The organism is Petroclostridium sp. X23 (genome assembly GCF_030013905.1).
In the GTDB taxonomy this organism is placed as follows: domain Bacteria; phylum Bacillota; class Clostridia; order SK-Y3; family SK-Y3; genus X23.
In genome coordinates this window covers 4,415,258-4,436,117 of sequence record NZ_CP124862.1, presented here as the reverse complement: position 1 = coordinate 4,436,117, position 20,860 = coordinate 4,415,258, and the positions used below count along the sequence as shown (strand labels likewise).

The window sequence follows — 20,860 nt, the reverse complement described above, 5'->3', positions numbered from 1 at the left end:
AAAAGCTTCTGTAAGAAAAGATGTGTAAGAACTTTCAAGTTTAATTAAACAGTTCAAGACATATATTCGAGCACATCTTCACGAATCAAGAAAAAATACATGCTCGAAACTATTTTATAGGTAAAAAACTTTCAAGTTGTAAATATAATAACGCTCCAGCAACTGATATTCCAAATCTAAGAGTTTGTATTGCTTGGGTTTAAGGTTGCTTACGCATGATTATATTTTTACTTTTAGAGTTTTTTATCTATAAATAAGGATATATATAGTCATCCGTACATTTAGTTGTTGGTACAACTTATAATTTTATTATAATTTTAACATTAATGGTTTAAAATGTCAATATTAAATTCGCCCCTTTGTACGAGAAAATCATGAATTCATTCCTTAGCAAAATTCTTTTATAATAAGCAAATTTTATTAAAAATATCATTTCATTATGAAATGTACTGCATTTTTTAATGTGCTCTCCAATTTACAGTATTAAAATTTATAGATAGTATAGCAAGAAGCACAGGGTCAATTCTATTGCTTTTGAAATACTTCAAAAGCAATAGAATTGACCCTGTGCTTCCTGTGCTTTCCAAATCAGACTTTTTCACATCCTGCTATAAATACAATCTGCGAAAAAGAAAATAGATATCTACAATACACACTATTACCAACATATACATCTATATACCCGGAACAACCAAACCTAAATTCTTTATTAATAGTGTGCTCATCAGCAATATTACAACCATAGCATGAAAAATGTGATTACCTCTTTTCACTTTGCTCCCTCCTATACTAAGGAACAGCAAAATAATGACTTCCGATTTTTCAACGGTTATTTTTGTGTCATGCGTCGTTGTCAACCTTTGTCATACGTCAGTATTACCAAAGGTCTCCGCCTAGCCTAACGCAAAAATTCCTCGTTGAAAATTTCGGAATTTATTATTTCACTGTTCCTTAGGTCTAAAACTCTCTATTTTTAAAGATCTTGACCGAGATCATGTATGATATAATCAGCAGCAGTGCCGCTACGCCCAAAAATGATAACCCTATGATTCCGTCCGGCTGGTTTGAAAATATCTTTTGTATTTCGATAAACCATACTTTATCTTTGCTCTGATATATAAAACTTACAAATAGATTGATCCCAAAGAAGAATGCAAAAAACAATATAAAGTTCACTATTCTTGATTTCGTGTATCCTACTTTAAAGAATATCGGAAAATATACCGCATTGAGCAAACTGAAAGCTACAATTGCACCTAAAAGACTTTCTACCGTAATAGGGTATGTTTTTAAGGGTATCTTCAATATAATAATCACTTGCGTCATAATGGCATATGCGACCACTCCCATGATTAAAAAAACCAGCGCGGAAATATACTTGGATAAAACGATACGTGATCTCTTTATGGGCAAGCTAGCGAGCATTACATACGAATTATTCTTATCTTCATAAGCACATGAAGTCAGAATGAGCATATAGGTAAAAGCAACGATTCCTACCGGAAACATGACGGGTCCCATCGCCTGAAATGCGATGATGACAAAAAGTATATATGCAAAACTAAACACCATCTGTTTCTTTTGTACAAGTATATCCTTCATCACCAGACTAAACATTTTTGTCCCTCCTTGTATAATACAACATGATATCTTCCAAAGTAGGTTTTTCAATCATCACTTTTTCTCCCAAAGCTTTCTTGGTCTTTTTTCTATCGGTTACCAAGCCTTCAAATCCGAATTGATTTTCCCGGATACCTATAAAGTGCTTCTTCATATCTTCTTCAAGTACTCCTTTAGGTCCTTTTACCAATCCGTAATTATCTAAAAGAACATCTTTCTCCAAACTAAAGACAATTTCTCCGTCGTGGATCATTGTTACATAGTCAGCAATTTTATCCAAGTCTGATGTGATATGTGTGGAAAAGAGAACACCCTTATGATCATCCTGAATAAATTCGGATAATATTTGTAATAATTCACTTCTAATAACAGGGTCCAGTCCGGAAGTAGGCTCATCCATAATCAATAAGTCTGCGTGATGGGATAAGGCAACTGCTAAAGAAAACTTCATCTTCATCCCTTTAGACAAATCCTTTATCTTTTTAGCTGACGGTACATTAAAGTCTCTAATATACCTATTGAATGCGTCATGATCCCACGCCGTGTATAAAGGCGCTATTACGCGTTTCATTTCAGCTACTGTCAATTCCTCATAAAAAAAGTTCTCATCAAGCACAAACCCTATCCGGTTCTTTACCTCTTGTTCATCTTTAATGTGGTCCATTCCGAAGATTTTAATTTCGCCTTTGTTCTTTTTCAATAAATTTAAAATCAATTTTATTGTTGTACTTTTTCCTGCGCCGTTAGGGCCGATAAACCCCATAATATAACCGCATTCTAACGCAATATCGATATCCTTTAATTGGAAATCTTCGAATTGTTTTCTAAGGTTTTTTACTTCTAAAATAGGTGCTGTCATACTCATACCTCCTCATACAATATTCTCAACATTTCATACATCTCTTCCATGGATATTGAGATCGTTTTCGCAGCTGCCACTGCCTCTGCAAGCTTATCTTCTATGATGCGTATCCTGCTATCCTTCAGCAGTTCTTTATTCTGTGCAGCAACATAGGTTCCCTTTCCAGGTACTGTTGTAATATATCCTTCCTTTTCCAACTCGTCATAGGCTCTTTTTGTTGTAATGACGCTTATTTGGAGTTCTTTCGCCAAATTCCTGATAGATGGAAGCATTGCAGCCTCTGACAGTTCTCCATTAATAATTAGATCTTTTATCTGCATGACGATTTGTTCATATATAGGTTTGTCTGAGGAATTTGATATCACAATATTCAATAAAGTTTCCTCCAATCATATATACTGTATATATACTATATATACAGTATATATGATTCATACTTATTTGTCAACAAAAAACGAACGCTTTTATTTTATCGAAAAATAAAAGCGTTCGTTTTTTAAATATATCAGCCAAATTAATGAATACCCTTGGTATTTAAAAAACCCGTATACTGCATGTCCGTTTTAAGGATATGCGCTGCAATCCAATCGGCAACAAACATTAAAACATCCAGTGTAATCTTTTGCTGATTTCCATCTATATCTTTTTTATAAATTTTCATCAACTTTTCTACAAACATCTTGTGCTCAATTTCATGTACTTCTAAATCCTCATATCCATACTTTCTCAATAAGGCTTCTTCATAATCAAAATGATACACCGTATAGTCTTTTAGCTCACCTAATACTTCCATGATTTCATCATAGTGATCATATCCGTCTTGTAAAGATACTATACTGTTCAATCTAGAACCGATTTCAAACAGCTTCTTATGCTGTTGATCAATTTCTTCAATATTACAGCTAAAACCATCCTTCCATTTAAATAACATTTAGACCCCTCCTTATGACTTTATTTTTATATTTCAAACAACGACTGAATCTCCTCCTGTGTCATTTTAGATAACATGGTTTGTCCCGGTTGGATTACCGCGTCAATGATATCTTTTTTCTTCTGCTGTAAGGCATATATCTTTTCTTCAATAGTACCCTGCGTAATCAATTTGATTACCTGCACCACATTTTTCTGTCCTATCCGATAGGCACGATCGGTTGCTTGTTCTTCTACAGCGGGATTCCACCATGGGTCATAGTGAATGACCGTATCTGCTCCGGTAAGATTCAAGCCGGTACCTCCCGCTTTTAGGGATATCAAAAATACCTTTCCGTTTCCTTCATTAAACTCTCTTACCATTTGCGCTCTTATATATGACTTTGTTGATCCATCCAAATAAAAATAATCAATTCCTTCATCCTCCAAATGCTTTCTAATCATCTCCAGCATGGACGTGAATTGTGAAAACAGAAGAACTCTATGCCCCCCGTCCAACGCATCTTCAATAATTTCTTGAAGTAGGAGCATCTTGCCGCTGCCACCGTTATAATCGTCAATAAACAGTGAAGGATGACAGCAGAGCTGTCTCAGCCTGGTAAGCAGCGCCAAAATTTTAATGCGGCTTTTGTCAAATCCGTTAACAGCAATTTCCTTTGCCGCTTCCTCCCTTGCCTGATGAAGATAGGCAAGATACAGCTTCTTCTGCTCCGGTGTCATATCGGCTGCCATTTTGTTTTCAATCTTTTGCGGAAGTTCCTTTAACACATCCTTTTTCATCCTCCTTAGCACAAAAGGAGCAATGTGCCGTTTAAGTTCTTTTAAAGCATGTTTATCTTTATTGCGTATAATCGGGCTTTCATATTTCTTGCTAAACTTACCATGCGAAAACAAATATCCCGGCATTATAAAATCAAAAATCGACCATATCTCTGTAAGGGAGTTTTCAATCGGTGTCCCTGTGAGTGCAAAATATCCTCTTGCGTTAATTTGTTTTACACATTGCGCATTGAAGGTATTCGGATTTTTAATGTGCTGTGCCTCATCCAAAAAACAATATGCAAAATTCAATTCGCCATACATATCTATATCACGGCGTATAAGCGGGTATGATGTAATCACAAAATCGGCATTTTCTATTTCTTTTAACTGTTGATACCTCTCATTCTGCCCTCCGGATATGATTACAATACTCATTTCAGGGGCAAACTTGCGTATCTCTTCCTGCCAGTTATATACAAGGGATGTTGGCGCAATTACCAACGAAGGTCCCAAGTTTTTTTCCTTTTCAGATAATACAAACGCAATCACCTGCAGCGTTTTCCCCAGGCCCATATCATCGGCCAAAATACCTCCCATACCATAAGCAGCAAGGGTTTTAAGCCATTTAAACCCTGTTTTTTGGTAGTCTCTCAAAATATCTTTGACCACTGTCGGTGTTTCACATTCCATCTCCTGTGGCTGAGCAATATTTCGCACCAACTCCTTGAAAGCAAGACTTCTTTCAACATGACCTAAACCGACATCTTTAAGATAGCTGTCAACATAGGTTGCCCGAAATGCCGGAAGGGCTATCGTCTTTGTGCTCAACTCTTTTTCAGAAATATCCAAATATTCTGCCATCTCTGCTATCCGTGCCAATTCCGGTACGTCCAATGGTATAAAAGAACCATCTTTAAGACGATAATACTTCTTCTTTTTATGAACCGATGCAAATATTTGTACTAGCTCTTCAGAAGTAATATCATCATAGTCAAACGAAAATTCAAGCATACTGGTATTAGAATTTAAACGGATGCCTCCCGAAAAAGCACGAGGGTCTTTCACTTTCATCATTTTAAATGCTTCTGAGTAAAATATCTCTCCATATTCCTGAAGTTGTGGAAGAATAGTATAAATAAACTCGAAAACACTGCTTTCATCTTCAAGATAGACCCTTCCCTGCTCTACTTTAAAGTCCATCTGTTCAAAGAAAACCAATACCTTTCTTTCTTTTTCGATATCTCTTAAAAGTATCTTATCTCTGGTTGCGGATATATGCTCTCCCATAAAAGGATTGATGCTAATATCTCCATAACAGAATTCTACTTTTGCTGAAATACCTTCACCATACTTATCAAATAAAATTTTTATCTGAAGCTCTTCCTTGTATATATTTTCTTCTATCGCTTTATCCATTGTCACCTGAGCAATTTTCCCTATAAATGGAAGTAGCTCTGATACAAATCTTTCTTTTTGATTACCTGTAAAAACAATTCCTCGGTCTTTATTTTTTACAAAACCGTTGAGAAAAGGTTGAAAATACATCCGCTGATGTTCAGATACCCGATATATTATATCTTTAAACAAAAAATATTCTGCATCATCGGTAAGCGCAACCAGCTTATCTTTTTCCCTTAGGTCAAGCAGCAGGTTCTCCTTTTGCTGCGTGAGTTCAAATTCCAGAGGCAGATCCTGCTCACAAACAGCTATCTCTTCTTTCATCTTTCCAAATATAATGGCTTTAAAAGAGCAATCTTTTATAATTCTAAAAAATTTTTTAAGCGATGTAGAAGATAAACATGCCTTTTTCCCTTTAAGTGAACTCTGCCACTGATAGGGTGCAGAAGACATTTCGTTCAGCATCTTTTCATGTTTATATGCGTCAATAAGCAGCTCTAATACTTTTTTATCTTGTTGGGAAAAAACGTGTATAACCGGATCAAAAGCAAAGTTCTTACCAAACTCCAATGAAGTATTATTCAAAATACTGCTTAAAAACTGTTGTATATCTCTCACCACATATAGCCGGTCAATTCCTACGCGCAACGAAATAGAGGACAATATGCCATTGTATTCTCTTTCTAATTCATAGGTGATTTCCAATTTCACCTGGGTCTTTACTGCATTTCCTCTAAACTCCTCGAAGAATTGAAAGATTTCATTACTCATATTCTGGTGTCGGACAACATGTAAAACCCTTCTTTGATGATTTTGCTGAGCGGTTTTCAAAACCGCTATAATATGCTTGCAAGCACGTGCATTCTCTTTAAAAGCCGGACACGTACAATGCACATCAAATATTTCACCACCTCGAGAGAAAAAGACACTGATATCGTATTCTTTACTGCCTATAACCGCGGCATTAATGGTCAAGTCTTGCTCATCGAAATGGAAATGGGCTACCCTTTTGCTCATATAATACATGAGTCCTCTATGATACGTTGTAACATTTCCGGCTAGTTTGTGAAGCATCTGATCCGAAATAGAAAATGGAAACATGTAATCCCTCTTTTTTACTTTATTGCCCTTATGATATGATTATAGCAGAAATTTTAAACAATTGATATAAGGGTAAATGAGTAATTAGTAGGGATACACTTTTTACATTTTTTAAGAAATGTTTTCATATTTAAGGGCTATGTCATAGCTCATTCTGACACAGCCCTTGATATAGATAAAAAACTTTAAAGTTATTATTAGCCAATATGTTAATTCTTGTTTCAATATATCTATTTTATTATCGTAGGGGAGGACGACCCTGTCCACCCGCTGTACTATTACCTTGTCTTCGGGCGGACAGAGTCGTCCTCCCCTACGGAATCTTAAGTGTTAGCGTGATATATAACTTGATAAATTACATGTCTACATTTCGCTATCTATAATTACAAAGTAGTTGTAAATCCTCCGTCGATACTTATGGTCCACCCATTCACATAATCAGATGCCTTGCTTGCTAAATAAACCGCCGTACCCATTAGATCTCCCATCTTCCCCCACCGTCCTGCAGAAATCCGGTTTGTGATCTTGTTATAAAACGCCGGATCGTCACGTAATTCCCTATTTACCTCGGTTGCTAAAAATCCCGGGGCAATCGCATTTGTCTGAATGTTGTAGGCACCCAATTCATTGGCAAAAACACGGGTTAAACCAACAATAGCATGTTTCGCAGTCGTATATGGCGGACACTTTTTATCTGCTGTAAAAGAAAGTGCTGAACCGACATTAATAATTTTACCGCTCTTTTTTTTCATCATTTCCTTAGCAGCCCTGTGGCTGAGATAGTACACTGCATTCAAATCAATATCTATGCATTTTTCCCATGCTTCATCAGGATATTCTGTAAAATCTCCAAATACACTAATGCCTGCATTATTCACTAAAATGTCTATCTTCCCATATTCCTTCATGCAGCCGCTCACAACTGCTTCAATATATTCTTTATCCCTCAGATCACCTTGTATAAAGGCCACTTTTCTACCTTCAGCCTCAATGAGTGTTTTTACTTCCGCAATATCGTCTGTCAGATGTGGAATATAAATATCCGCACCTGCCTTGGCAAAAGCAACTGCATAGGCCATTCCCAATCCCTGATTGGCTCCTGTTACTATAGCTGTTTTACCCTTTAAGCTAAAAAAATCCATATTAAAACTATCAAATTCACTTGCCATTATAAATTCACTCCAATCCTTGGATATATTTTATAGTAGGGGCACCCCGTGGTCGTGGAGAGGTGATATTGATTAACAATTCGGACGACCACAGGGCGCTCCTACAAATGCATTTATCTTACACTATCTATATAGGATAATAACTCATCATTCTAAGATCACTTATCTATATTCAGTAGTTCTTCTACAGACTTTGCGATACCTTCCGGATCCATACCGTAGTACTTGTAAACCTCATCGGGATGACCCAGTACTGCAAATTCATCCGGAAGACCGATCCTTTTAAAATTTCCGCCAAATCCGTTTTCACATAGACATTCAGCCACTGCCGCTCCTAAGCCTCCGTTGATGGAATGTTCTTCAACAGTAACAATAGTCCCTGTCTCCTTTGCACATTTTACAATCATTTCTGTATCAAGAGGCTTAATGGTATGCATGTCTATGACACGTGCACTGATGCCATGTCTTTCTTTCAAGATTTTTGCACCCATCATGGACCAATAAACGCTTGAACCTGCTGAGATCAATGTCAAATCATTTCCCGAAATGGTTTCAATTGCTTTTCCGAATTCAATCTCATAATCATTGTCAGCATAAACGTTTGGTGAACCGCCGCGGTCAATTCGAATCACCATCGGACCTTGAAATCCCATAGACTTACGGATCATTTTTGTACACTGGCCTGCGTCAGCAGGAACAACAATGGTTAAATTCGGAATCGCCCTATAAAGAGCCAGATCGGCAATACAGTTATGGGTAGGGCCGCCCCCTGCAGTAACCCCTGCATGTGTACCTATCAAGCGAACATTTACATCATTATACGCAATATCGGTATGAATCTGGTCTGCGCTTCTTAATGAGAGAAACGGACCAAATACCTGAGCAAATACGATCTCACCGGAAAGTGCCAAACCGGCAGATGCCCCTACTTGGTTAGGCTCTGCAATACCGAAGTTAAAACAGCGGTCAGGATATTTCTGAATGAATTTACCAGCGGAAGACGATGGTGCCACATTGTCCGAATATGTAAATACGAAGTCAAGTCCGTCATCTGCCATTCTCATTAACTCTTCACCATAGGCTTCTCTAGCGTTAGATAACATCTGGTCAAAGTCAAATGTAGTTTGTGCCATAATTATCTCACCTTCCTATTCTTTTCGATGGATTCCAATGCTTCATCCAATTGCTCTTTCGCAATACCGCCGCCATGCCATTTCACATTTCCTTCCATAAAGTCAACACCTTTGCCCTTTACGGTATTTGAAATAATAAAAATGGGTTTTCTGCGAACGTACGGGTCAGCAGGTGGTATTGATTGCAGCGCTTCGCAAACTGAATACATGTCATTACCGTCAATTTCAATCACTTTCCATCCGAAAGTAGAGATTCTGGCAGCAAGATCACCATGATCCATCACCTGCTGTGTGGATCCTGTCATTTGAAGCTGGTTTTTATCTATGATGCACACTAAATTCCCTAATTGATAATGCCCTGCCGCTATAATCGCTTCCCAGTTTGTGCCTTCATCCAGTTCTCCATCACCTATCATGACATAAGTTTGCCAGCTCTTTTTTTGCTTTCTTGCACCCAAGGCCAAACCTAGTGCAATAGGTAATCCATGACCAAGAGAACCTGCGGATGCTTCTATGGCCGGACAATATTTTCTATTGCAATGCATACCGAATTCTGCCGTACCCAAGCTTTCAAAGTGTTCTACCATATAATCCATCGTATACATTCCTAAATCGGAAAAAATGGTGTAAAGCGTTTCCGAACAATGTCCTTTAGATAAAACAAAACGATCGCGGTTTTCCATTTTAGGATTTTTAGGATCATAGTTCATATACTTATAGTAGAGCGCTACTGCCATTTCTACCATAGAAAGCTCTCCGCCAAGATGTCCCATTCCGATACGATAGATAAAATTTAAGAGTTTTTTTCGAACATCTACGCATTTGTCTTCCAACTGATGCACTAGATTTATATCTACATTGTATTCATACATACTGAAACCCTCCTTTGATTTTTACTGATTACTTATTCTCCTTCAAATTCATTGCATCTTATAAGTATCTTCGGATACATTCCGGTAATCTGCATATTAAAGGCTTCCTCTGCATCATCAATGCTGTAAACCTTTGATACGAAGTCATCCAACTGAAATCTTGACATAATTTGCATAGCCCTTGGAAATGCGTAAGGCGCCACATAAAATCCTGTCACAGTGATTTCATTGAAGTAACAATATTGATATAAATTAAAGGGCATTTCAAAATCATTGGGATACATGGCACCATAGATCAGCTTTCCACCCCTTGCGGTGATCTGAGGCAGAGCTCCTACAGCTTTTGGAGAACCGGAGCAATCGATGACTACATCAAAGCCTCTTCCATCGGTAATCTCCATGGATGCCTCTACTACATTTTTTTTTATCGGATTAATGACATGATCGGCACCAAACTTTATAGCTAAATCCCTTCTTTCTGCTATCGGCTCAATAAGTGTCAAAGCAGATGCTCCATACATTTTGATAGCCTGCAATCCCAGAAGGCCGATAGGGCCACCTCCGCAAATAGCAACCCTTTGCCCTATCTTCATTTCAACCTTATCCATCATTCTTACGGCAATAGATACAGGCTCCAGCAAACAACCTTTTTTCAAACTTACATTGTCAGGCAACTTATAGATCTGAGATTCATGCCAAACAATATATTCACTCATACCGGGACGATTGTATTCGCCCCCATTTTCACAAAACTGCTGCTGTCCATTTTGGCAGTAATAACAAGTACCGCAGAATTTCAAAAAGTTCCCGCCAACTCTGTCTCCGACTTTCAGCCCTTTTTTTGTGGCTTTTTTACCTAATTCTACGATCACACCGGATACTTCGTGTCCCAAGCCAAACGGTGCCTCCCACCCGAAAATATTCTCAACCAAATGGGGGTCAGAACCGCAAATTGCACAATAAGCAACTTTTATTTTGACATCCTCGTCTCCTAACACCTGCTCAGGGATATCTACCACTTGGACTTTCCCTCGTGTTTCTTCATTAGGATGTCTCAGACTCCCTATTTTCACTACTGAAACTGATTTCATTGAAACGACCTCCTTTTGTATTAAGTCAAATACGGTAATTATTTAATATTTATTCCGTTATCAGCCCATCTCTGACCGCTATATCATGCTGAATCTGAGCAAGTCTTTTTTCATCCAGATCATAAAAAATCGCAAATATAATAATGGTAGCCACCATAACGACAAAGGGTAGAATAGATGACATAAATCTTATGCCGGCTAAAGCAAAATCTGTTTGCGCCTGATTGGGAACATATTTTACATAATCCAAAATCATTGTTGGCAAAACACCGCCGATGGTCATTGAGAATTTTATACCCAGTCCGATTAATGTCATTACAATCGCGGTAAGCCTTCTTCCTGTATTAAAATCTGCATATTCGACAGGGTCAGTAATGATTGACCAGAGTATACCCATTAAAATACCATAACCAAAAGAACCTATCCCGCGTGAGATCATCATCAATGTAATACTTGCAGGAGATAAAAACCAAAGAATAATTGAACCTAACGCACCAAAGGACAAGCCTAATATAACGGTACCTTTTTTCTTAATTTTCCGGGCAAGAAGCGGAACCAGCGGTACACCCAGTACTGAAGGCAATACGTTCATCATAGAGAACCATGCGACCATATCACTTCTCTGTGCAAAGTATGTCATGTAGTACACGCCTGTGGAAGATTGAACGGTGTTAAAACCGTATACGCCCAAGAATAAAAGAAACATGATTACCCCAGGCTTGTTATGTGTCATCTGATAAAATACATCTTTAATCGTAGCTTTCTTTTCATGGGAAGTTACAGGGATTCTTTCTACGATTGTACTGTAAGAATAGATTAGAAGGGCTATCATAATTGCTGCCATCAACATTGTGGTTGCCATATATCCTTGTGCCAATGTCATAAACTTTGTGAAAAAACCACTGACCAGAGGAATAGCCAATGCAACAACAACCCCTCCTGATTGCGCAAACATCATTCTGGTAGATTGAAGTCTGGTTCTTTCATCCGGGTCGGCAGTCATAACAGATGCCGCAGAGATATACGGCTGAATGATAAATGTATACATCATATTTAATAAATTATATGTTACGTATGCCCAGATCAATTTACCCAAATAACTAACATCAGGTACTGTGTATGTGAGAACCGCAATCACTCCGAATGGAACTGATCCATACAATAAATACGTTCTGTATTTTCCGCGTTTGGGATTCAATCTTTCAACAATCGTACCCATCATCGGGTCATTGACGGCATCCCAAACCCTGGATATCAAGAACATCATCGCCACATCGGCGGCAGCCAAACCATAAACATCGGTGTAGTAGAAGGTAATGTACATCATAATACATTGGAAAACCAAATTCATTGCGAAGTCCACCAAGGAATAACCTATTACTTCCTTTTTAGGCAACTTGTAAAACCCAGGTTCCGGTCCTGATTTTTCCCATTGCTGCGACATAGCTGATGCTTGTTGCTTTTGAATAACCACTTCACTCATTGTTTCACTTCCCCTTCTCCTTATTACCTATTCTCTTGTTAATGGGATTTTTGTAAGCTTACATTCGATACCAGCGCTCGGTATTTGGAATAGATTAACAACATTTTAAATGAATCCGGTTTTTTTCTCAATATTTCAAAAAGACATCCTGCTCTTAACATTTGTCCTTCCTATGTATATGTTAACTATTTAACAGTAATTAGCTGGGTATTTTTTTGTATATTTTCTATGAAAAACTTAAAAATCTGTATGGTTGAAAATTTATATGACATGTATTAAAATGAAATGTATAGAATTATCTCTTCGAGTTATCATTTTCCAGCAAATAATCATCATCAAGTTTTATAATCAAATTATTTAGTGGAGGTGTCTATGTACAAGCAATCTGAAAATCCGTTATATAACCCTTTTCTAACTAAGATACCTATGTCAACCTTTGATATTGTTGTAAATTATACAGAATTACTAAATGATACCTGTGTTGAATTCCCTCATAGTCATAATGACTACGAAATATACTACTCTCTAGAAGGTATTTTGAATTTGAAAATAAAGAACACACCGGTGTCACTTCCCGCAGATCATTTTGTATTGATACCGCCCAGCCTGCAGCATGGCTCGATCTATGAACCTAATACACCAAAAAAATACTTTGTCATAGTATTTAACTTTCATCATCATAATAATAAAACGTCTTCCTTTAAATTTGATAGAAACTTTATAAGTACCCTGCAAAATAGTTTAGAGATGGATGATTTCTATGTCGCTAAAGATAAAAATCAATGCAAACATTTAATTCCTCAGATACAAGATGAATTGGAAACCAAAGAATTCGGATGGCAGCACATGATACGCAACCACTATCTCTCATTTATAGTGAATGCCTTCCGCAACATTATTACTTCTCCGGTTTCATATGAAAGTGAATTTTCAGAACTTAATATAGCTATTGAAATCACTAAATTTATGCACAATAACTATCATAAAAATATTTCACTTAAGGATGTGGCGGATGCAATGTATGTGACACCCAGACATGTCAGCCGTATTTTTAATGAATACTTTGGTACTAGCTTTGGTAAGACACTTTCCATTTATCGTTTAAGCTATGCGAAAAATTATTTATGTGATACAGATTATCCTGTTGAGAAAATTGCTACTCTGGTAGGTTTTGCGTCTCCCCAGAGTTTATATAAACTCTTTAAGGAACGAGAAAAAATGACAATAAAGAAATATCGTGATATGCATAATAAGTCCTAAAAGGGCACAAAACTGACAAGGCTGTGAGCCTTGCCAGTTTTTTATTCAAATCTTAAACTAATGTCCATTGCTTTTACGGTATGTGTTAAAGCACCGATAGAGATTAGGTCCACTCCCGTTGCTGCGACTGCCTGCAAATCCTTATCTCCCATGTTCCCGGAAGCTTCCACCAATGCGTGGCCGGCGATTTTTTCGACGGCTGCTTTCATTGCATCCAAATCCATATTATCCAACATGATAATATCGGCTCCTGCCTCAAGTGCTTCATCAATCTGTGCCATACTTTCCACTTCCACTTCGATTTTTAAAGTATGGGGTGCGTTGCTTCTTGCAGCTGTTACCGCATTTGTAATGCTTCCTGCTGCTTTAATATGATTATCCTTTATCAGAATCCCATCGGATAGATTAAACCGGTGATTGGCACCTCCGCCTGTTTTCACCGCATATTTTTCCAATATTCTCAGTCCTGGCGTGGTCTTCCTGGTATCGGTAATCCTCGCTTTAGTATCTTTAATCACCTCAACGGTATGTGCGGTTTTTGTTGCGATGCCGGACAGCCTTTGTAAAAAATTAAGTGCCACTCGTTCTCCTGTCAATATCCCAACAGCAGAACCCTCAATCTTTGCGATAATATCCCCTGCATTCACCCGGCTGCCATCATTCACCTCAAAGGTTAGTGCAATCTCTTTATCCATTTTCTCAAATACTTTCTTTATTACTTCCAAACCACAGACCACACCGGGTTCTTTTGAGATAAATCTTCCTCTAATCCTCTGTTCTGCCGGTATGGTACTTAATGTAGTAATATCCCCTGTCCCTATATCCTCGAATAATGCCTTAGATATAATTTCATCTATCATGTCCATATTTAACATACTTTTATCCCCTCATAACCAATAGTATCATCTCTATAATGAGCGCCAACACTTTCTTTTCTTGCGGCCGCCGCACTTAATATCTGTCTTGCGATCATAGCCATATTCAAAGCTTCCATATGTTTTACCGATGATAACTTTAAGTGCTGCATTTGCATTAAAATCTCATCGATTGTTTTAATGCCTTCCTTAAGTCCTTTTTGGTTTTTTATAATTCCCCCATGATCGCTCATGGTGTTTTTAATCTTATTGATCACCGCATCTATGTCCGTTTCCCTATCCATGTATTGCGTCTCTATTTCTATCGAAGTGAATGATATGCTGCGGCAACCCGACTGATTAATATGCTGCGCACACCTTCTTGCAAAAACCAGACATTCCAACAGCGAATTACTTGCTAGCCGATTTGCGCCATGCACCCCAGTACAGGCAGCTTCACCGCATGCATATACTCCTTGAATGCTGCTCCTGCCGTTCAAATCTGTTTTTATTCCTCCCATAAAATAATGCTGTACCGGACAAACCGGAATAAACTGCGATGATATATCTATCTCTTGTCTTTTGCATTCGCTGTATATGGTAGGGAATCTCTGCATAAGATATTCCTTTGTTTTAGAAGTAATGTCCAGATATACATAAGGTACTTTGCTGCTGCGAATCTCCCGAAATATTTCTCTGGCCACGATATCTCTCGGCGCTAAATCTCCCATGGGATGCCGGGCACGCATAAAGCATTCCCCTTTTTGATTCCGGAGTATGCCGCCTTCGCCTCTCACCGCTTCGGAAATCAAAAAATGCCTGCCATTTTCAGCACCGAAATACAGCGCCGTAGGATGAAATTGGACAAATTCCATACTATCCAGCTCTGCACCCGCCCGCAGTGCGGCTGCAATTCCATCTCCGGTTGCAGCACTGGGATTGGTGGTGTATTTATATACCTGCCCTATGCCGCCGGAACAGATCACGATATTAGGCGAAACATATAAACGGTATTGTCCGTCATAAACGACAATGCCGGCAGCCTTTCCCTGCTGCGTTACAATATCCGCTAAAAACGTATTTTCTTTATAGGTAATATTCTTTTTCTGTGCTACAGCATTGAAAAGCTTCTCTTCTACTTGCTTACCGGTGGAATCTCCTCCACAGTGAAGAATTCTATTTTTGGAGTGTCCTCCCTCACGGGTGGCATGGAAATCCCCCCGGCTATCGGTATCGAACTTCACTCCGGCAGCCACTAAACGCTCTATTTCTTTCGGTCCCTCACTAACAAGATCCTCAACTGCCTGCTTATTGCATATTCCTGCACCGGCATAAAGGGTATCGTTATAATGAAGCTCCAACTTATCCTCTTTCTTAGTCACCGCAGCGATACCGCCCTGGGCCAAATAGGAATTGCACTGCCGTATATTCTCTTTTGATAGTACTATACAGGAAAATCTTTCGTCAATATTAAGCGCCGTATATAGGCCCGCAATTCCGCTTCCTACAATCACAACGTCATAATATTTTCTATCTATCTCTTCTATGTTACAATGGAACGCGTATCTTCTCAACTGTAACCTCTCCTTATACTTGCAGCATTCTGTTCAAACTTCCATAAGCCTTGCGAATGAGCTCTTGCTCCAGCTTTATTTCATAAGACATATTCTCCAATGAATTCAGTACATCTTTCAGCGTTGTTTTCTTCATATTCGGACAGATCAGCTTTTGCGATAATAGGTAAAATTTCTTCTCGGGATAATGCTTCTGCAGCCAGTGCAGCACACCTTGCTCGGTACCAATAATAAATTCTTTATCTTTGGAGCGGGCGGCATAATCAATGATCTGGGCCGTACTCCCCGCAAAATCCGCTTTCCCCACAACATCCGGCGTACATTCCGGATGAATGAGTACCTTGGCATGAGGCAGCATCTTTCTCGCTGCATCCACTTCCTCTGCTTTAACCCTTTTATGCGTAGTGCAATAGCCGTCAAACAAAATAATCTCTTTATCGGGTATCTGCTGTGCTATATAATTACCTAAATTCTCATCGGGAATAAAAATAATCTTATGCTGTGCTAAGGATTGCACTACCTTCACTGCATTGGATGAAGTACAACATACATCACTAACGGCTTTCACTTCAGCAGAAGAGTTTACATAGCAAACTACCGCGGCATCAGGATGCTGCTGCCTTAGTTTTTCCACATCATCTACCGATACCATGTCCGCCATAGGACACCCTGCATCTCTCGCCGGCAGTAAAACGGTCTTCTCCGGACTGAGTACCTTCGCACTTTCAGCCATAAAATGAACACCACAGAACACGATGACATCGCAATCAATCTCTTTTGCCTTTTTGCTTAAAGCAAAAGAATCTCCAACAAAATCAGCAATATCCTGCACTTCAGAGATTTGATAGTTGTGCGCGAGTATAACCGCATTCTTTTGTTTTTTTAATTGTTTTATTCTATCTATAATATTCTCCATATTCGACTCCTCTGTATAATTACATGTCTTTACACCTGTATATTCTACAATATATTTATCATTTTTTCAATGTTAAATTATCCAATAAACGTCTATTTTCCTATATTTCTGTTAAAAATAACATATAAGTTTTCTAAATTATAATGCTATACGATATATCCAAATAATCTTAGGTTAAATAAAGCAGGTGAAAACATGAATGGCAACAAGTTCTATTTTTATGGCTATGAGCACCATCCGCAAGAAAGGGTTTTAGTTTTTGTATCAGATCAGGCAACATCTTTATATGAAGCATTGAAAGAATTTGAAGAATACGAGATAAAGAATAACAAGAACTATAAGATCATTAAAATCCTTGAAGGTGGTGCTGATTCTGAGGATGTTTAGAATGAACTTATTAGAGAATAAACGAACCGGAGGGGTTTTGAATGAAAGCAGTAATATTTAATGCGTCTATTCCGAAATATATCACTACTATGGCTTTAGGATCTATTCATAAGGACTTTTACCATTCACCAATGTCATGTATAACATATAAGGAAGTGAATGCTCCCAGCTTGCCTAATGATCATTGGGTAAAAATCAGGACTCTATACGGCGGCATCTGCGGAAGTGATTTGAATATGATTTTATTACACGATAGCCCTTCGACATCTCCATTTGTATCTTTTCCCTTTGTGATAGGACATGAAAATCTTGGCATTATCGTGGAAAAAGGTAAAGATGTACAGGGATTCGATATTGGTGATAAAGTAGTCGCCGACCCTCTGCTTTCTTGCGATACAAGAGAAGTCTCTGAGCATTGCACCAATTGCAGGACAGGCCACTATTCATTATGTGAAAACATCACCAAACCTCCTATTTCACCCGGTATTAGCATCGGTTTCTGCAAAGACACAGGCGGAAGCTGGGGAGAATACTATGTAGCCCATCAATCTCATCTTTACAAAGTGCCGGATCATATTACCGACAAAGAAGCGGTTATGGTTGACCCCATTTGCTCAGCGCTTCACCCGGTGATGAACAACTTTCCCGGTAATAATGAAAAAATTCTGGTTGTAGGAAGCGGGGTAATCGGTCTTCTGGTGATCGCATGTATTCGTGCACTAGGCAGTAAATGTGATATTACAATAATGGCAAAACATGCCTTTCAGGGAAAATTAGCAAAAAATCTTGGTGCGAACAGGATTATTTATACAAGAAATCAAGACTATTTTGATGAGTTTAAAAATATTACAAATGCTTCATTATACCAACCAATGCTAGGAAAACGTTTTATGATGGGAGGCTTTGATAAGGTTTTTGATTGCGTTGGCTCTTCCTCTTCTATCGATGAATCTCTCAAATTCACCCGTGCAAGAGGAACGATGATACTGGTAGGATTGGCCAGCTATCCAAAAAAAGTGGATTGGACCCCTGTATGGTTTAAAGAACTAAAACTTACCGGTTCTATGTATTATAATACTGAAACTTTCCAAGATGGAAAAACCAAAACCGCATACCGGATCGCATTGGACCTACTGGCAGATAAGAAGCTGGATATTGAAAATATGGTAACGCACACCTTTGATATTGAAAATTACAGACAGGGAATCAAAACAGCATTGGATAAAAGAAATTGCGAAAGTTTGAAAGTAGTATTTAAGTTTTAGAGTAGTGAGGAGTGGATAGTGGGGAGTGGGGAGTTTTTATATTCTCCCCACTCCTGGCTCCTCACTCCCAACTCTAAATCATTGACGTACGTCTTATCCGATTGATAGTTACATTAAATGCCGGAAGCAAACTTACGATGATACATATCAATAAGTCGGCACCGATAATCAATCCGTTGACTGTCAGCGAATACCAGAGAACATTCATACCTTCCGGTGCATAAGAGCCAAAGAAGATGACCCCCGAAATAAAATGCATAAGAAACCTTCCAAAACCGCCTATCAGAGAACCGATGGCAAGGTTTTTCCCATATACTCCGGCTAAACCCATCGCACCAAACGCAAGAGGATAATCCAGAAATAGCTGTGCCCAATGCACTACATAAGGGTCTTGAATGAGCTGAAGAAAACCATAAGCTATACCGGCGGTAATACCTGCGATTGGCCCAAAGGCAGCGGCAAAGAAAAACATAGGCAGCATACTGGCAGGTGTAACACTACCTCCTTGCGGCCAATGGTACAGCCTGATGTAAGACAACACAAAAGACAGCGCAATGCACAATCCCCCATAAACAATCATGCGGGTATTATCTTTATGTATTTTTTGTTGTCTTTTTAATAATACTATTGCAGTACATCCAACAACCAGCACTCCCAAAATAGCAATGGTAATCAGCTTGAACTCTGCAAACTTTTCAAAAACAGTTATTAAATACTGCATAAATGAACCTCCTTTATTATTTAGACATAACATTGATATTATATCATATGTCTATAATTTAGGAACAGCAAAATAATAACTTCCGCTTTTTCAAAGGTTATTTTTGTGTCATGCGTCGTTGTCAACCTTTGCCATACGTCAGTATTGCCAAAGGTCTCCGCCTAGCCTGACGCAAAAATCCCTCGCTGAAAATTTCGGAAGTTATTATTTCACTGTTCCTAAATTAACTTTTTTATAAAATGTACAATCTATCCAAGGCAGGCGCAACATTCAATGCTTTTACCAGTTGATTATATTCTTCTTTTGCGTTTTTGTTGTCTTGCTGGGTTTTAACAGCGCGTATCATAAGGTTTTTCGGTGTTTCCAGCGGTGAGATATATTCAACAATAGATACTTTGTATCCCAGCGACTCCAGTTTGAGTGCACGAAGTCCATCGGTAAGGATATCCGCCATCCTCGCTTTGAGTACACCGTGTTTTATGATGGATTTAAAAGGCTCATAATCATACTGGCTGAGCAGCTCCCTATGACAGCAAGGTACTGCTATGATTACTTTTGCATTCACTCTAATTCCAAGCGCTAATGCCATATCGGTTGCAGTATCACACGCATGAAGGCTGATGACAATATCAATCCTCTTCTCGGGTACATAGTTCTCAATATTTGTCTGATGGAATTCCATATTGACATAACCCAAATTCTTTGCCATCTTTTTTGAAGCCTTAATCACTGTCTCCGAATAGTCAAGACCTATAAAGTGGCAAGATTTTTTAAGAATATTTTTCATATAAAAATTCAGTACAAATGTGAGGTATGATTTTCCGCATCCACAATCCAATACCGTAATACTCTCATAATCAGCTAATTCATCTACAACCCCTTTCATCAATTCCACAAAATGATCAATCTGATTATATTTTCTGATCATATCGTTTTTTACTTTTCCATCTTTGGTTAGGATGCCTATCTCTTTTAATAATTCATCCGCTTGTCCCACTTTAATAATATAGTCTCTGTTCCCAATATGAGATGCAGCTTCTTGCTTATTTATTTCCTCCTTTATATCATCCTCATATTTTATTTTAACCCCTTTCTGTGTACCGTCAATCAAGATATTTGTTCCTCTTTCTTCATAACGAATATGTACTTCATCATACTTTTCCGATTCTTTACAAATCCATTGTGAAAGCTGAGACGGTATGATTGTTTGATTACTACCACTGTAATTGATTTTTAAAACATCTGTATCTTCCAACATCACTCTAGCAGGAAAATCCTTAGTACCTGACCCAAAAATTATGTTAATGTTTTTAAAATACTGCTGATTATCATTAATGCGCTGCTCCAGCCCCATTAAAAACATTTTTAGCTTTGCAATATTTTGCTTATTCATATCCACCCTCCATGCAAATATAAAGTAATGTTTACTTCTTCCATTATTATATACATAAATGTATTAATA

The 20,860-nt window shown here is 38.2% G+C and carries 18 protein-coding genes; 3 read left to right on the top strand and 15 right to left on the bottom strand.

Annotation, left to right across the window (positions count from 1 at the left end):
• Positions 1 to 957: 957 nt before the first annotated feature.
• From QKW49_RS20775 to QKW49_RS20730, 10 genes are all read right to left on the bottom strand, one after another.
• Positions 958 to 1,617, bottom strand: coding sequence for an ABC-2 transporter permease (locus QKW49_RS20775; protein ID WP_282864551.1), 660 nt, complete (start codon positions 1,615 to 1,617; stop codon positions 958 to 960).
• The gene (locus QKW49_RS20770) at positions 1,610 to 2,479 is read right to left on the bottom strand and encodes an ABC transporter ATP-binding protein (protein WP_282864550.1); all 870 of its coding nucleotides are present in this window, start codon (positions 2,477 to 2,479) and stop codon (positions 1,610 to 1,612) included. Before QKW49_RS20770 ends, QKW49_RS20775 begins: the two co-directional genes overlap by 8 nt.
• 2 nt (positions 2,480 to 2,481) lie before the next feature.
• Positions 2,482 to 2,856 carry a GntR family transcriptional regulator gene (locus tag QKW49_RS20765; RefSeq protein WP_282864549.1) on the bottom strand — a complete coding sequence of 125 codons (375 nt, stop codon included), beginning with the start codon at positions 2,854 to 2,856 and terminating at the stop codon, positions 2,482 to 2,484.
• A gap of 140 nt (positions 2,857 to 2,996) precedes the next feature.
• Positions 2,997 to 3,413, bottom strand: a complete 417-nt coding sequence (locus QKW49_RS20760; RefSeq protein WP_282864548.1) for a bacteriohemerythrin — start codon at positions 3,411 to 3,413, stop codon at positions 2,997 to 2,999.
• Between the two features lie 26 nt (positions 3,414 to 3,439).
• On the bottom strand, positions 3,440 to 6,673 hold the full coding sequence (locus QKW49_RS20755; RefSeq protein WP_282864547.1) for an SNF2 helicase associated domain-containing protein: 3,234 nt from the start codon (positions 6,671 to 6,673) through the stop codon (positions 3,440 to 3,442).
• Positions 6,674 to 7,056: 383 nt separating this feature from the next.
• Positions 7,057 to 7,842, bottom strand: coding sequence for an SDR family oxidoreductase (locus QKW49_RS20750; RefSeq protein ID WP_282864546.1), 786 nt, complete (start codon positions 7,840 to 7,842; stop codon positions 7,057 to 7,059).
• 158 nt (positions 7,843 to 8,000) lie between these two features.
• Positions 8,001 to 8,975, bottom strand: a complete 975-nt coding sequence (locus tag QKW49_RS20745; RefSeq protein WP_282864545.1) for a transketolase C-terminal domain-containing protein — start codon at positions 8,973 to 8,975, stop codon at positions 8,001 to 8,003.
• A 2-nt stretch (positions 8,976 to 8,977) separates the two neighbouring features.
• Entirely contained in the window at positions 8,978 to 9,847 is an 870-nt protein-coding gene (locus QKW49_RS20740) for a transketolase (protein WP_282864543.1), read from the bottom strand.
• A gap of 32 nt (positions 9,848 to 9,879) precedes the next feature.
• A complete protein-coding gene (locus QKW49_RS20735; protein ID WP_282864542.1) occupies positions 9,880 to 10,938 on the bottom strand; it encodes an alcohol dehydrogenase catalytic domain-containing protein in 1,059 nt (352 codons plus the stop codon).
• Between the two features lie 49 nt (positions 10,939 to 10,987).
• Positions 10,988 to 12,421, bottom strand: a complete 1,434-nt coding sequence (locus QKW49_RS20730; RefSeq protein WP_282864541.1) for an MFS transporter — start codon at positions 12,419 to 12,421, stop codon at positions 10,988 to 10,990.
• Between the two features lie 372 nt (positions 12,422 to 12,793).
• Between QKW49_RS20730 and QKW49_RS20725 the strand changes: the two genes are divergently transcribed.
• Positions 12,794 to 13,681 carry an AraC family transcriptional regulator gene (locus QKW49_RS20725; protein ID WP_282864540.1) on the top strand — a complete coding sequence of 296 codons (888 nt, stop codon included), beginning with the start codon at positions 12,794 to 12,796 and terminating at the stop codon, positions 13,679 to 13,681.
• Between the two features lie 41 nt (positions 13,682 to 13,722).
• On the opposite strand, the gene nadC is transcribed toward QKW49_RS20725, so the two are convergent.
• Genes nadC through nadA form a run of 3 tightly spaced genes read right to left on the bottom strand, consistent with a single transcriptional unit; the run spans position 13,723 to position 17,076 of the window.
• Positions 13,723 to 14,556: a carboxylating nicotinate-nucleotide diphosphorylase gene (gene nadC, locus QKW49_RS20720; RefSeq protein ID WP_282864539.1), complete on the bottom strand. Its 834-nt coding sequence runs from the start codon at positions 14,554 to 14,556 to the stop codon at positions 13,723 to 13,725.
• Positions 14,550 to 16,109, bottom strand: a complete 1,560-nt coding sequence (gene nadB, locus QKW49_RS20715) for an L-aspartate oxidase (RefSeq protein WP_282864538.1) — start codon at positions 16,107 to 16,109, stop codon at positions 14,550 to 14,552. Before nadB ends, nadC begins: the two co-directional genes overlap by 7 nt.
• Positions 16,110 to 16,122: 13 nt before the next feature.
• The gene (gene nadA, locus QKW49_RS20710; protein ID WP_282868202.1) at positions 16,123 to 17,076 is read right to left on the bottom strand and encodes a quinolinate synthase NadA; all 954 of its coding nucleotides are present in this window, start codon (positions 17,074 to 17,076) and stop codon (positions 16,123 to 16,125) included.
• 144 nt (positions 17,077 to 17,220) lie between these two features.
• On the opposite strand from nadA, the gene QKW49_RS20705 reads away from it, so the two are divergent.
• Positions 17,221 to 17,412, top strand: coding sequence for a hypothetical protein (locus tag QKW49_RS20705; protein ID WP_282864537.1), 192 nt, complete (start codon positions 17,221 to 17,223; stop codon positions 17,410 to 17,412).
• Positions 17,413 to 17,453: 41 nt separating this feature from the next.
• Positions 17,454 to 18,677, top strand: coding sequence for an alcohol dehydrogenase catalytic domain-containing protein (locus QKW49_RS20700; protein WP_282864536.1), 1,224 nt, complete (start codon positions 17,454 to 17,456; stop codon positions 18,675 to 18,677).
• 73 nt (positions 18,678 to 18,750) lie between these two features.
• On the opposite strand, the gene thiT is transcribed toward QKW49_RS20700, so the two are convergent.
• Positions 18,751 to 19,398: an energy-coupled thiamine transporter ThiT gene (thiT, locus tag QKW49_RS20695; RefSeq protein WP_282864535.1), complete on the bottom strand. Its 648-nt coding sequence runs from the start codon at positions 19,396 to 19,398 to the stop codon at positions 18,751 to 18,753.
• A gap of 232 nt (positions 19,399 to 19,630) precedes the next feature.
• Entirely contained in the window at positions 19,631 to 20,791 is a 1,161-nt protein-coding gene (locus QKW49_RS20690) for an SAM-dependent methyltransferase (protein ID WP_282864534.1), read from the bottom strand.
• Positions 20,792 to 20,860 lie beyond the last annotated feature (69 nt).